Raw genomic sequence first — 14,117 nt, forward strand, 5'->3', positions numbered from 1 at the left:
GGCGAGAGCGTGAGGGAGAGACCTGATGGAGACCAGCACCCGACGAAAGTTTTTTGGCAGAGCCGCGGCTGCCGCCGCTCTTGCCGGAGCGCCAAAGCTTTTTGCGCAGCAGCCCGCTTCTTCCGCCACGCCGGCCTCGGGCGAGAAGCGCATATCCAATCATGTGCATGACGGCATCTTTTACTTCTCCGGAACAGGCGCCAATGACGACTTCCCGGACAGCGACCACGTCACGGTAAACGATCCCTTCGAGAAGCACGTGACGCGTACGATGGAGGCGCTGAAAAGAACTCTGGAGGGCCGCGGCTGCACGATGGACAGCATTCTTCACCTCGAGGTCTTTCTGTGCCTGCCGCTCTCCGATTCGATTCCGATGCCCACGGGGAAGGCGCGCTTCGACGCGCACAAGGCGCAGTACGATGCGCTGAACAAAATCTATCGGACCTATTTCAGTCCCGGTAAGGCTCCGTCACGCGCCTGCATGGCGCTGGAATGGATACCGGGCGATTCACTGATCGAGATTGTGGGGAGCGCCCTGGTGGTGGGGCCGGCCACGTCTCATGAAGACTGATTCCACTTCAGCCGTTTATCAGAAGGAGTGAAAAGATGCCGTTCCCTTCGAGATGGAGCCGCCGTTCCTTTCTTGGCGCACTGAGCACAATCACGGGCGGTCTGCTGGCGCCGGATCACCTGAAGGCCGCGTCGATGCTGAGCCCGAAACGGAAACGCCCGGTAGATGGCGATCCGATTGTGCCGATCGAGAGCGGCCTGGGATCGACCGGCGACATCTACGCCGAGCTTGGCATTACGCCGCTGGTCAACATCAACGGGACGCTGACGGTGATCGGTGGATCGGTGATGCGCCCTGAAGTGATGGAGCTGATTCGCCAGGGGAACCAGCACTGCGTGTCGATTGACGAGCTGGAGATCGCGGCGGGGAAATTTATCGCGAAGATCTGCAGGTCTCCCACGGGCTATACGGGCCTGGTGACAGGAGGAGCGGCTGCGGCGCTGACGGTGGGCTACGCCGGGATGATGACCGAGGATCTGAATCCGCGTCTGCGCACCATTCCGGATGTGAGCGGATTTCCGAGGACCGAGGTGATCATCCAGAAGAGCCATCGCTATGCCTTCGACCACCAGATTCGCCAGACAGGCGCGACGCTGGTGGAGGTGGAGACGCGCGAGGAGATGATTGCGGCGATCAATCCGAAAACAGTGGCGATTCACTTCACGAATATTCTGTCGGACCAGGGACAGGTGAGCGGTCCGGAGACGGTTGCCATTGCGAAGGCGCACAACCTTTACACCTTCAACGATGCTGCCGCGGATGTTCCGCCGAAGGAGCGGCTGTGGGAGTATCCGGGACTGGGCTTCGACCTGGTGGCCTTCAGCGGCGGCAAAGATATTCGCGGGCCGCAGGCCTCCGGCGTGCTGATCGGCAGAGAAGAGCTGATTCGCTATGCGCTGCTGAATATGAGTCCGCAGGAAGATCGCGTCGGACGCTGCTGTAAGGTCGGCAAAGAGACGATCTTCGGCCTGCTGAAGGCGCTGGAGCTTTTCGTGAATCAGGACCTGGACGAAGACACGCGTATGTACGATGCGCGCGCGCGGGTGATTACCGATGCGGTGACGAAGTTCGGCGTGACGGCGCTTCCGAGGCAGTACAATCCGCAGGCGCTTGGCAACGTGACTCCGTATTACTCATGGCGAATTGCTCCGCGGCTTGGATTGACCGGGGCGGATGTGATGCAGAAGCTGGCCGAAACGCGGCCTCTGGCGATTGGAGCACGCAGCGCCGGCGCGAGCGGTTTGCGCGGCCGCGATCCTGAAGGCGCATCGGAGCCGAAGCCCGCACCGAAGCCTCACACGAAGAAGTACTCCGATGACGATCCGGAAAGCGGCCCGAACGATTTTGGATTCCCTCTCTGGCAGCTGAAGGAAGGAGAAGACAAGCTGATTGCGGACCGGCTGGCTGAGATCTTCAGCGAGGCGCGGAAGGGATAACAGGAATTGCTGAGGGAGCCGGTGAGGTTACGGCTTCCTTACTGATCGTCGTCGTCATCGCTGTCGGAGTGCGTGCCGGCGGGAGCGGGGCCCATCAGCGATGCGGACTTGATCAGATAACTCACCAGATCATTCAGCTCTTTTGGCGTGAGCGTCTTTCCGTAGTCTTGCGGCATCAGCGTCTGCCTGCCGGTGTTCAGCGTGGCGATGCATTCGCGTGGAATGCTGTGGAAGGCTCCGTCTCTGGTCTGCAGCACAACATGAAAATTGTTTTCCGCACGCAGCAGTCCTTCATATTTCGTTCCATCGCTGAGAGCAATGCTTGTCAGATGTCCACGGCTCTCGGGGCCGTTGTCGGGGCTGACAATGGCGGTGCGAACGGCATCGACTGCACGGCCGCGCGCGTAATCGCTCAGGTCATCGCCGAGAAATCCGCCCCTGCCTCGCATCATGTGGCAGCTTGCACAGGAAGCTTTGCCGGCGAAGAGCGCTTCTCCGGCTGCCGGATCACCAGGAAGCTCAACGTGCGCCGTGTCTCCCACACCCTGCAGGACGCGCAGGTAAGCGACGAGCTGGCCGACCTTTTCGTTTCCGAGATGCGCGAAGGACGGCATGCCTGCTTCGGCAATTCCGTGGCTCACGATGCCCTTCAACTGCGCATCGGAGGCGGCAACGATATCGTGACGGGTGGCAATATTCGGGGCATGCTCTCCACCGCGGCCGTCACTGCCGTGACAGGCGGAGCAGTTCTGACTGAAGAGGAGCGCGCCCGCACCGTCTTTAGTGGTCTGCGCGGATAAAGCGCCCGCCAGGAGCGTAAGAGAGCAGAAAACACCCAGATGTATCCGTGTAAACAATGGCTGATTCTACCTGTCGGCTCCCGCGGGCGAGTACATCAGGAATGCCTGCCCAAAAGCATAGAACGAGGTCTCTCGCATGAAAACGGCGCAGCGCCCTATTCGGTGTTAGAGCAATTGTCCTAACGCGAAGAGCCGGCCGGAACGAGCCTTACACCGGACGGGCAAGCGCGCGCAGCGTCTCTTTCTTCAGCAGCGAGGAAGACTGCACATCCAGATAAATCGCGGCATTTGCGTGCGCGCGCAGAATTGACGCGGGCGCGGCCGGGCTTACCGGATGATCGAAGCACGCCTCGATCGCGGCGGCTTTGCGCGGGCCGGGCACGATGGCGAGAATCTCCTTCGCCTTCAATACCTGCTGCACGGACATGGAGACGGCGCGCCAGGGGACCATATCAAGCGAGGGAAACCAGCCCTCCTCGACCTGCTGGCGGCGGCACATCTCGTCCAGCTCCACAACGATGTATGGCTCTTCGGTGGCAAAATCGGCAGGCGGATCGTTGAAGGCGAGATGCCCGTTTTCTCCGATGCCGACAAAGGCTACGTCGATGGGCGCGGAGGAGATGGCTTCGCCGGCGCGGCGGATGACCTCGGCCGGGTCCTGCTCGCCATCGAGCAGATGGAAGGCCGTGATGCCTGTCTTCGCAATGAGGCGGTCCTGCAGGAATCCGCAGAAGCTGGCGGGATGGGTCATCGGCAGCCCGATGTATTCGTCGAGATGGAAGAGCTCCACGCGCGACCAGTTGATGCCGGGCGTGGCCGTCAGCGCTTCGAGGAATTCGAACTGAGAGGCCGCGCTGGCCGCGATGATGCGCGCCCTGCCGCGCTCTCTGATACTGCGCCGGATGGCGGCTGCCGCCTGCGCCGCGGCGGCCTTGCCGAGGGACTTTCTGTCTTCATGAACCAGTATGTGCATACCGTACCTGCCTGGTCTGTACGCTGTGTGCTCGTCGATGCTGTTATGGCAGAGCAAAGGTGAAGAGATCGTCGCCGGCGGCGATCGCGACATATTGCTTACCGTTGACCGCATAACTCATCGGGGAGGCATGCTGAGGCTGCCCGGTGTTGAAGTGCCACAGGCTCTTCCCTGTTCTGGCGTCCACGGCTTCGAAGCTGTTGGCGTCGTCGGCGAAGAAGACCAGGCCTGCGGCGGTCGTCATGACTCCGCCCCACGACTGGGCATTGCCCACCTGTGGATAGATCCATGCGAACGAATGCGTGGAAGCGTCAAAGGCCATAAGCCGCTTTTTGCCCTTTGCATTCGGATCGCGGCGGCCGCCAGTGGCATAGAACTCCTTGCCCTCTTCAAACTCCTGGGGCTTTGAAGAGTTTACCGAGCACTCATCGAGAGCAAGGAAGTAGAAGAGCTGCGTTCCGGGATTGTAGGCGGGCGAATACCAGTTGGAGGCTCCCACTTCTCCAGGGCACACGAGCGTCCCTTCTGCAGTCGGCTTTACATCGGTGTAGATCGGGCGGCCCTGCGGATCGATTCCCTTCGCCCAGTTCAGTTTTTCGGCGAAGCGCGTTGCCGACAGAAACTTTCCGTTGGTGCGATCGAGAATATAGAAAAAGCCGTTGCGATTCGCTTCCATCAGCAGCTTTCGCGGCTGACCGTCGTAGATTCTGTCAACGAGAACCGGCGTTTCGACTCCATCGAAGTCGTAGAGATCGTGCGGCGTGAATTGAAAGTACCACTTTATGGCGCCGGTGTCGGGATCGAGCCCAAGCACGCATGCTGTATAGAGATCGTCGCCGGGGCGGCCGGTTCCGTCATAGTCGGGCGCTGCGTTGCCGGTGCCCCAGTAGAGCGTGTTCAGCTCCGGATCGAAGGTTCCCGGCATCCATGAAGCGCCGCCGCCGTGCAGATAGAGATTGCCCGGCCAGCTCGATGAGCCGAATTCGCCGGGAGCGGGAATGGTCCACCGCCTCCAGACCTCGGCGCCGGTCTGCGCATCGAAAGCGGCGATGAATCCCCTGACTCCGTCGTCACCGCCGGAGGTTCCGACGATGACTTTGCCCTTCACCATCAGCGGCGCACTGGTCGCGCCGTAGTTTTTGTTTCCGTCGGTGTATGCGATATCCCAGATCAGATGGCCGGATCGCGCATCGAGGCAGAGCAGATGCGCATTGTCGGTTTCCATGTACAGGCGATCGCCCCAGACGGCAACGCCGCGATTGATGTGGCCCGCTGCGTCATCGATGAGGCCGTCGCTTACCGGCCGCGAGTAGTGCCACAGGATCTGCCCGTCTTCGGCATTGAGCGCGTAGGCGTCATTCGATGCGGTGACGTACATCACTCCGTTGACCACGACCGGAGTGACCTCGAGCGTGCCTGCGTTTCTGCTGTGGAAGACCCAGACGGCGCGAAGCTGCTTTACATTGTCGGGCGTGATCTGCGTGAGGCCGCTGTACCGCTTTCCGGTGTAGTCGCCGTTGTAGGTCGGCCACTCGCCTTTTTTGAATGCAGAGGCAATATCCTCGGTTGTTTTGATGGTCGTCGCCGTGTTCTGGCCAGCGGCAGCCGCAGTGAGACCGAGCGCCGCACAGCACAGGCAGAGAACGCCTTTTACGAACCGGATCAACGCTCACCCGCCGGAGTGGAAACGAGCGCTTCCCCCAGAGCGCCGCGGTCGGCCTGATGGCTGTCTATCAGGTGAATCGTGATGCGGGCGATATTCGCGGGCGCCGGTATCGCGTGGTGCAGATCGATCAGTTCTTTCGGGCTGACTGTCTGCACGGGCACGCGGCCTCTCTCGGTGCCGCCTCGATCGTACAGATAGGCTTCGAGCGTTCCGGGAAAGAAGACGCCGAAGTGTCCGCTCAGATTGACTTCGGTGCCGTTACGCACTGCGGTAAGCGCGGTTCCGATCACACCGGAGTCGGTGACCTCTTTGAGCTCAGGCCCCATGCGACATGGAAACCATCGCGTGTCCATCGTGTAGGTCTGACCGGCCTCGAGCTGCGCCATCGGACTGTTCAGCTCCGCCTCCATGTAATAAGGTGTTTTCTCACGACCGGGCGGCGTAACAAAGGGCATCTCCTGAGCGTTGAACTCCACCGTCGGGCCGTTCTTGTAGAAGATCACCGTCGCTTTGCCGGGATACTCCGCATTGCGAATGTGCGTGCCCTTCTCGACCATGGTGTAGTTATTGACGCCGTTGACGAGAGCGACCCACTGCGGTCCGGAGTCGACCCATACCTCACCTTCGATATAACGCCAGTGCAGGCGGAACATGCCATCGTCGACGGCATAAGAAGGATCGTTGGCGAGGCCGTCGCGCACGTGGTATCCGAGTAAGTAGGGCGAGTCGGAAGCTACCTGGGTAAGCGCCCAGAAGTTATGGTTCCAGCCATCGGGAGCATTCGCATCCGAAAGATCGTACTGCGAGACGGACTGCACGGACCAGTCGATGCTGTGACCGGTGCTGTTCTTCGTGATGGCATGGAAATCGATCTCGGGCGAATCGCTTCCGATGCTGATCTCGCGCGAGTACTGCAGCCCGGTCGGCGGATCGGGCGGGCCGTCGAGGCGAACAGTGCAGCGATCGCCCTGCGAGAGGACGGAGAAGGCATAGACACCGTCATCGAGCGGCGTCGACGCTCCGGTCCAGTGCTGCTCGTCGTCATTGCCTTCGGGCAGCGGCCATATCTTGTCGCCGCCGTAGTTGATCCATCGCCCGGCGGCCTGCTCGGGCGAAATGTATTTGCCTGCGTATTTCGGGTTTACGAAGAGATAGGCATGGCCGTCGAAGGTGACCTGCATAAGCCGGCCACCTAACTGCGGCACGAAGTCCAGCCGTACCCACTGGTTCGACATCTCCTGAGCCGGGAATCCGTCGAAGGTCGTCGCGCGGATCGTGCATGGCTGAGAGGCTGCTGCCGCCTGCGGTTCCTGCGCGCTCAATCCGGACGCCAGAATTCCGATGGACATCAGAATTCCGGCGCAATACAGGGCTTTCACGTTCTGTCTCCTGAACGGCTGCACATAGGTACGGATGTTATCCAGTTATAGCTCCGGAATCGTTATACGCTAAGCCTTTTTGGACTTCGCTTCCGACAATAACTGGCGCAGACGCCTTCCGACGATGATCTCTTCGCCTGGCTTGAGCGTCATGGAAATGATCTGCAGATTGTTGTTCTTAATGTTTTTGACCTTGCGACGGTCGGGAGCGCGGCCGAGAACGTCGCTGGGATTGTCGTTGGTGAGGACCGCGATGCTCGGCGTGCCGTCGAGCAGCTCACGGGCACAGTCCGCGATAGTGTATCCCCAGGCATCCTGATCCCAGCTCACGGTCAGCGTGGGATAGCTGTTGCCTCCTGGCGGCGTGTCGATCGAGGTTGTGACTCCCTGCATGGTCTGGATCAGCTTCTGAATGCGCTCCACACGTCCGTTCCATTCCTTATCGAGCGCGGACAGGTCTTTGTGGTACCAGGCTTCGACCGCAGCGAGGCAGCCCATGATCTCTTCTTTGCCCACCTTCATGGGCCGGCACACCGCGCCCTCCCATGGATTTGAATTGGCCAGCGCGGCTTCGATCAGGTCTTTGCGCCCGAGCAGAACACCGCTGCTCTGCGGACCGCACAGGCCCTTGCCGCCGCTTACGGTGAAGAGGTCGCACCCCATCTTTGCAAAGAGCTGGAGCTTGTCGATGGGCGGTACTCCATCGGCCGCGTCCATAAAGATAGGCACGTTCGCGCGTTTGGTCACCGCGATCTCTTTGACCAGCGTGTCGGGATCGGAGGTGGTGTAGACCATCGCGGTGTTATCGGTGATCGCGTTCGCAAGCTCGTCGACAGACTTTGCGATGACCAGCTTGCCGCCGGCCAGACGGATGGCGCTGTCAAAGGGGCTTCGTCCGCCCATCATGACCACTTCATGCTTCAGGCCGGTGGTATCGGGCAGCTGCCAGACTCTTTCGGGGTCTGTACCGGCGATGCAGCCGGCTGTCGCCGAAGCCATCGCTCCGGCAGCGCCCGACGTGATCATGCCGGACTGGGCACCGGTGAGCTCGGCCAGACGCCGGCCGACCGCGTGCTGCAGATCAAAGATATTCACGAAGTGCTGAGAGGCGGCTTCCTGCGCGGCCTTCACTTCGGGCAGCTCAAGCGTCGCGCTGAGATAGGTCCAGGTGCCACGGCCGTTGATCACCGGCTTGATACCGATCCGCGTATAGATATTGTCGGTCGAAACCTTCGCGGTCTGCGCCCAGCCTGTGCCGATCGCCCGCTGAAACTCCACCTGCGCAAGCAGTGGAAGGGCTGTCGCCCACTTGATAAATGTCCTTCGTTCCATCACGTCGTCTTCTCCCCGTGGTTAGTGATTGGCAGTCTTGACTGCGATAAAGGAAATCTGCTCCGCGGCTTCCACATCGGTGTCCGTGTTCTGCTGCATGGTGGTCCGCGTCGGATAACTTCCTTTGAAAAAGGTTTTGTACAAGTTATTCATTTTGTCGAAGTCCTGTATCTGGCGGAGGTAAACCGTGGTGAACACGACGTTCGAGAAATCCATGTCGGCCTCTTCGAGGCCATCGAGCAGGTTGCGCATCGATTGCCGCAACTGCAGGTCAAAGTCCTGCGTCACCATGCCCTGGCCGGGAATGAAGCCATCCTTGGCGGAGAGATACAGCGTGTTGCCGTAAAGGATGCCGGGGCTTGCCGTAGCGCTGGGAGGCATATTGCGCGGGCGGATCGCTTTGCGCTTGGCGAGGTCTGCACCCGCGATGCAGGTAAAGACGATGTGGCTTCCGCCGGGAAGGGCGACGATCTGGATGGTTCCGCGCCCTGGCGTGTTGCCGAACTCGAAGTATGTTTTGTAGACGCTGCCCATGACGTCATACTGGCCGCCGACGCTCATATACGGGTTGACCCACAGAACATTCTTCATGCTCATGTGCGCGGCGCGCAGGATCGCAGCCACGTTGTCCAGAGCCTGGCGGGTTTCGCCGGAGAATGAATCGGCGAGCTTGCCCGTCACCGGGTCTGCGCCGTTCTGAGCGGAGAGATACAGCACATCATTCGCCTGGATGGCCGGCGGATCTTTGTGCTCGCCCTTCGGCCAGCCCTGCGGCCAGATGGCTTTGCGATGGGCCTTGTCTTTGACGGCGATGCAGTTGATCTCGACCGTATCGCTGCCGACGAGCGAGCCGACGACCATGACTGACCGCGCCGGAGGGTTGGCACCGATCTCATTCCAGTAGACGTCATTCATTGCGTCGATGTTGTCCGCGCTTGATACGTAGACATTCATCCAGACGACGTTGCTGAAATCCATGCCGGCGGCCTGAAGAACGCCGCGCACGTTATCGAGAGACTGTTTGACCTGGGCGGGGAAATCGGATGGGCGAACATCCTGCGCGTTCGCACTGCCCTGCCCGGCGACATAGAGCGTTCCATCGACAAGAATTCCGGGGCTGTAGGGGAAGTTTCCCGTAACACCCGCCGGCCGGATGATCTGACGGGAGGTATCCTGCGCCGCCGCCGTGCCTGCTGCACCCACGACCGCCGCCAACAGCAGGCAGGCCATACAACTCACCAGCTTTTTCATCGTTTCTCCGATTCACTTCCTGAAGTTATCCGTCATTGTCCTGCAAATCGCGCGCAAAGTCATAAGTACGGGATGAAGCCGCGCGCGTGCGTTGGAATTTTGTAGACCGAAGTTCCCGCCGTGATGTAGAGCGTCGAATCACTCGCGTCGCCCCAGGTAAGATTCGCCGGCTGCTCGGGAACGACGATCGTGCCGAGGTGCCTGCCGGAGGGACTCCATACCCAGATGCCGCGTGGTCCCACGACATAGAGATTTCCCTCTTTGTCGACGCGCATTCCATCGGGATCGCCGGACTTCGGAGGGCCCGCTTCAGAGCCAAAGACGCGGCCGTTGCTCAGCGAGCCGTCGGGATGAACGTCGTACACATGAATGTTTCGATCCTCGTCGTCGTCGATGTACAGCTTCTTTCCGTCGGGAGAGAAGGCGAGTCCGTTTGGTTGAGGAAGCTCTTTGGTGAGCAGCCTGACCTGTCCGTCCTTCGAGATGCGATAGATGCCCTGGAAGGGGATCTCCTGCTTCTGGCCCGGAGGCAGATCGGAGGTGGGATCGGTGAAGTAGATTGCTCCGTCAGGGCCAAGCACTACGTCGTTCGGCGAATTGAAGCGCTTGCCCTGATAACGGTCGGCAATGACCGTGTACTGGTGGCCGTCCGGCGACAGACGAATGATCGCGCGCAGAACACTGGCGCAGTCGAGAATCCTCAGATTTTTGTCGTAGGTATTTCCGTCCGGATCGCCGAGCGCAATGATCTCCTGCTTTTCGCCGGTCCGCACATTGACCTTAAAGATTTTGTTCAGCGTCTCATCGCTGACATACAAGTATCCTGCTTTGTCCCAGACGGGACCCTCTGTAAATCCAAAACCGGATGCGACTTTGGTGAGCTGCGCATCGTGGCCAATAAGTTTCCAGAAGCCCGGAGACAGGGCCTGCAGCTCGAACTTTTGCTGCGCCTGCTGCGCGCCTGCACTGCTCCACGCCATCGCGCCCAGAAGAACAGACGCCGCGGCAACGATCAGTCTTTTAATTTGTGGCACCGTCATTTCGACGAGTGACCTCCTCTTTCTGCTGTGGCGCACGCCTGACTGGAGATGACAGCCAGAGGTGCGCCGGACACATCCGTACCTGTTTCGCTTAGAAGACGTACTTCAGAGCGACCTGCATGATGCGGGGATCTCTGGTTGAGAGCGTATAGCCAAAACCATTTGCTCCTGTGTTGTCGACCTGGCCATTGGGGTTATTAAACTGCGCGTGGTTGAAGACGTTGAAGGCTTCGGCACGGAAATTCAGGCTCTGATTTTCCATGATCTTCGTCTCTTTCTCGAGAGCCATATCGGAGTTCAGAATTCCAGGGCCGGAGAAGTACCGCCGCATCGCGTTACCTACCTGACCGAGTGGTTCGGGCACAAAGTAATTCGGGTTGAAATATGGCTGCTGGCTGCGCGGGTTGCGATTCACGAACAGTTTGCTGCCGTTATTGGCATAGCTGGGCTCGTCGATCGTGTCATTGAAGGTTCCGGTAAGCGAGTTGTCATCGGACTCAGCCAACTGCACCGGCTGGCCGCTGGCGAAGGTCGACACACCGGAGATGGACCACCCTCCGGCGACCCGAGTGGAGAGAGCTCCTTTGCCGGTGAGGTTGTTGAATGGCAGCTGCACGGTGTAGCTGGCCACCAGGTCCTGCGGCACGTTGAAGACCGACAGGGCACGGCTGAGCGCGGGATTGTAGGGATTGGTTGCATCGAACGCCGTCGAACCATTGTCGATGGATTTCTCCAGCGTATAACCGATGAGGAAATTTGCGTATTTCTCATTGTGCTCGACGCTGATCTGCAGAGAGTTGAAGCTGGAGCTGACGGCCGTCTTCATATACGGATTGCTGCCGAAGTTGATGCCGAAGGTCGGGCGCGTTCCGTTTACTGTCGTCCCGTTCGCCAGCGTGAAGACACTGTCTTCCTGGTTGGGGCCGCATGTCAGCGTATTGGGGGCGACGGCCGCTGCATTCAGCTGCAGGCAGAGAGCGGGGTTCGCTGGGTTCGACTCTTCAAAGGTAAGCAGGTGACGGCCGACGTTGCCCACATAGCTTACGGACAGGACAGTCGCGCTTCCAAGCTGCCGCTGCAGCGAGAGATTGAACTCCTGCACGTAGGGAATCACGTTATGGGAATAGAAGTAGTCCGCACCGGAGATCGGCGTAGCCTGCACCCAGTTGAAGGTCGTATCGGGATTTTTGGGAGAGACATTGGTCGCCGGGAAGGTGAAGGGGAATTTGATTCCCTCGTTGTTGCCGGTTGCGCGATCGATAAAGGGCGAGTCGAGCAGCGGAGGAACCGGAGAGGAGTAGTACAGGCCGTAAGGCGCGTCGCCCACTTCCACGAATCCGGTCGCGTTCTGAATGGCGCTGTAGAAGATGCCGTATCCGGCGCGAATGCTGCTCTTGCCGCTGGTACCGAAGATTTTGCTCAGGAACCCGCTGGCCAGGTCAGGCGAATACGCAAATCCAATGCGCGGAGCGAAGTTGGTGTATTTGATCGGAGAAAGCGTGCGCGGAATGCCGGGATCGCCGGGCACGACCAGCCCGGTGGGAGCTCCGGGAAATGCTTTCGACTGCTCGCCGGCCACGACCGTCTCCAGCTTGTTCTGCGTGTCATACCAGGGTGTCATGACCTCGTAGCGCAGTCCATAATTGACGGTAAGCTGGCGCGAAGCCCGCCAGGAGTCCTGCACGTAGCCGCCATAATAGCCGGCGCGCGAGTCGAGAAGCTGCTGGCTTGCCTGCGTGAAATTGTTCGTCGCGCCGATCAGATAGTCGGCGAAGTCGAGGCCCGTTTCAGAGCCGTTGAATCCGAAGGCTCCGTTAGGGTCGTCGAAATTCCGCTCGTTGATCTGGTCATAATGCACGTCGATGCCGAACTGGATCGTGTGGGTTCCCGCCACCTTGATGACATTGTCGATCAGCTGCACCGTATTGTTGTACTGCCGCAGCGTGTCCTGCGCGAGCCCGAACTGGTAATTGTTGAAGAAGAACGAGGGCACACCGGCAAGCTGCGATGTGATGTTGCTGATGCCGCCGGTTGGGTTCCAGGGAGTGTTGAAGCCTAATGAGCTTAGAGATACTCCCGTGCCCTGCACCGGCACACCGGTAAAGTTGACGTCCCGGAGATAGACCAGCCGGATATCGTTCACAAGATTCGGACCGATGGTTGTGGTGAGGCCGAAGTTGTACATCTGCGTCTGGCCGGTGTTCTGATCGTCAAACCCGGGAATATTGATTCCCTGATCGTACGGATTGATCGTCTTGAATTTGTCGATGAAGTAATAGCCGAAGAGCGCGCCGTAGGGTGTGGTCGCATCCATGCGAAATCCACCCTTGTCATCCTTCAGGCGTCCGTTGAATGCGGACGTTTCATAAAGAGGGCCGTTCGGCGAGGATGTGTTCGACACAGGAATGTATTTCAGAGTATTTACGGCGACGGACGACCATGCGCTCTGAGGAATCTGAGCGTTTGGAAAGACGCACTGCGAAGAAGTCGTGCATCCCGTCGTGTAATAAGGCTCGCCTGCGGTGACGGTGTATCCCAGTTTCTGGCTGAGCACGCCGGCCCAGTAGGAACCGACGACGCCCTGTCCTCCGTTCGCCGGGTCTGAGGCGGATAAAGCTCCTATGTCCGTGGGGTTGTTCAGATTGCCGTTACGCTCGTCAAACGATGGTACGGGAAAGTTCTGCGTGGCACCGATGATCTGGCGCGTGCCCTGGTAGTCTGCAAAAAAGAAGAGCTTATTTTTCAGAACTGGCCCGCCAAAGGTGCCGCCGAACTGGTTCTGAATGTATACGCCACGCGCGGAAAAGTAATTCGCCGCGTCGAGGTCGGTGTTGCGCAGAAAGTCGAATGCCTCTCCGTGGAACTGGTTGGTGCCGGACTTTGTGACGACGTTGATCTGACCGCCGCTGAAGTTTCCGTACTCGGCGTTGAAGTTGTTGGTGATGATGCGGAACTGCGCGATGGAATCGGCGTTCGGGATCATCGCTGCGCCGTTATGGACACCCTCTTCCGCGTCTGCGCCGTTCACCATGAAGCCGTTCGCTTCGACGCGGCCACCGTTGACCGACTGCGTGCCGTTTGTCTGATCGCCGGAGAGCGTCGATGCGCCGACGCCGGAGGAGGTGTCGTTGCCCTGATAAGGCGACACACCGGGCTGCAGGGCGAGGAGATCGATAAATGACCGGCCATTGAGCGGCATGGCCGTGATCTTGGGGCCGTCGATGACCTGACCCATCTGGGTGCTCTCGGTCTCGACGTGCACCGCATTGTCTTTGACCGATACGGTGTTCGTCACCTGTCCGAGCTTGAGAGTGATGTCGACGCGGACGGCGGAGTTCGCGTTGATGATGACGTCCTGCAGCTCGAATTTGTCATATCCCGACTGGGTCAGCGAAATCGTATAGTGGTCGACCGAAAGCGTGGGAAACGCATAGAAGCCGCGGCCATCGGTGACGGTGGTGTGCTGTACGTTCGTGGACGCGGCCGTGGCCACGACGGTCGCTCCCGGAATGACCGCGCCGCTCGGGTCAGTCACGATTCCGGAGATGGTTCCGGTAATGTCGGCTCTGGCGATGCCTGTGCCGAAAACGACGAGCGTACATAAGGTCAGAGCGGTGAGGCCTCTCAAAAATAACTTCATGGAATCATTCCCCCTGGTATTCACGGCTT

The 14,117-nt window shown here is 59.5% G+C and carries 10 protein-coding genes and 1 pseudogene; 2 read left to right on the forward strand and 9 right to left on the reverse strand.

Annotation, left to right across the window (positions count from 1 at the left end; all coding sequences use genetic code 11):
• The first annotated feature begins 25 nt into the window (after positions 1-25).
• Together D0Y96_RS16580 and D0Y96_RS16585 are read left to right on the forward strand one after the other, a co-directional pair.
• Positions 26-571, forward strand: a complete 546-nt coding sequence (locus D0Y96_RS16580) for a RidA family protein (protein WP_117302144.1) — start codon at positions 26-28, stop codon at positions 569-571.
• A 35-nt stretch (positions 572-606) separates the two neighbouring features.
• Entirely contained in the window at positions 607-2,007 is a 1,401-nt protein-coding gene (locus tag D0Y96_RS16585) for an L-seryl-tRNA selenium transferase (protein ID WP_117302146.1), read from the forward strand.
• Positions 2,008-2,045: 38 nt separating this feature from the next.
• Here D0Y96_RS16585 and D0Y96_RS20510 read toward each other — a convergent pair whose 3' ends face one another.
• From D0Y96_RS20510 to D0Y96_RS16625, 9 genes and pseudogenes are all read right to left on the reverse strand, one after another.
• Positions 2,046-2,459 (reverse strand): hypothetical protein, encoded by a 414-nt coding sequence (locus D0Y96_RS20510; RefSeq protein ID WP_252263870.1) that lies wholly within the window; start codon positions 2,457-2,459, stop codon positions 2,046-2,048.
• A 159-nt stretch (positions 2,460-2,618) separates the two neighbouring features.
• Positions 2,619-2,864, reverse strand: a pseudogene (locus D0Y96_RS20810) (c-type cytochrome); the annotation flags it as partial.
• Between the two features lie 151 nt (positions 2,865-3,015).
• The gene (locus D0Y96_RS16595; RefSeq protein ID WP_117302150.1) at positions 3,016-3,780 is read right to left on the reverse strand and encodes a 6-phosphogluconolactonase; all 765 of its coding nucleotides are present in this window, start codon (positions 3,778-3,780) and stop codon (positions 3,016-3,018) included.
• Positions 3,781-3,823: 43 nt separating this feature from the next.
• Positions 3,824-5,446 (reverse strand): pyrroloquinoline quinone-dependent dehydrogenase, encoded by a 1,623-nt coding sequence (locus D0Y96_RS16600; protein ID WP_252263872.1) that lies wholly within the window; start codon positions 5,444-5,446, stop codon positions 3,824-3,826.
• Complete coding sequence (locus D0Y96_RS16605) at positions 5,443-6,825, reverse strand: hypothetical protein (RefSeq protein ID WP_350449106.1); 1,383 nt, start codon at positions 6,823-6,825, stop codon at positions 5,443-5,445. Before D0Y96_RS16605 ends, D0Y96_RS16600 begins: the two co-directional genes overlap by 4 nt.
• A gap of 69 nt (positions 6,826-6,894) precedes the next feature.
• Entirely contained in the window at positions 6,895-8,157 is a 1,263-nt protein-coding gene (locus D0Y96_RS16610; protein ID WP_117302152.1) for an aminotransferase class V-fold PLP-dependent enzyme, read from the reverse strand.
• A gap of 21 nt (positions 8,158-8,178) precedes the next feature.
• Positions 8,179-9,408 carry a RidA family protein gene (locus D0Y96_RS16615; RefSeq protein WP_117302154.1) on the reverse strand — a complete coding sequence of 410 codons (1,230 nt, stop codon included), beginning with the start codon at positions 9,406-9,408 and terminating at the stop codon, positions 8,179-8,181.
• A 59-nt stretch (positions 9,409-9,467) separates the two neighbouring features.
• On the reverse strand, positions 9,468-10,448 hold the full coding sequence (locus D0Y96_RS16620) for an SMP-30/gluconolactonase/LRE family protein (protein WP_117302156.1): 981 nt from the start codon (positions 10,446-10,448) through the stop codon (positions 9,468-9,470).
• Between the two features lie 91 nt (positions 10,449-10,539).
• Complete coding sequence (locus tag D0Y96_RS16625; RefSeq protein ID WP_158562447.1) at positions 10,540-14,088, reverse strand: TonB-dependent receptor; 3,549 nt, start codon at positions 14,086-14,088, stop codon at positions 10,540-10,542.
• Positions 14,089-14,117: the final 29 nt, after the last annotated feature.

The sequence above is a fragment of the Paracidobacterium acidisoli genome (assembly GCF_003428625.2).
GTDB classification, from domain to species: domain Bacteria; phylum Acidobacteriota; class Terriglobia; order Terriglobales; family Acidobacteriaceae; genus Paracidobacterium; species Paracidobacterium acidisoli.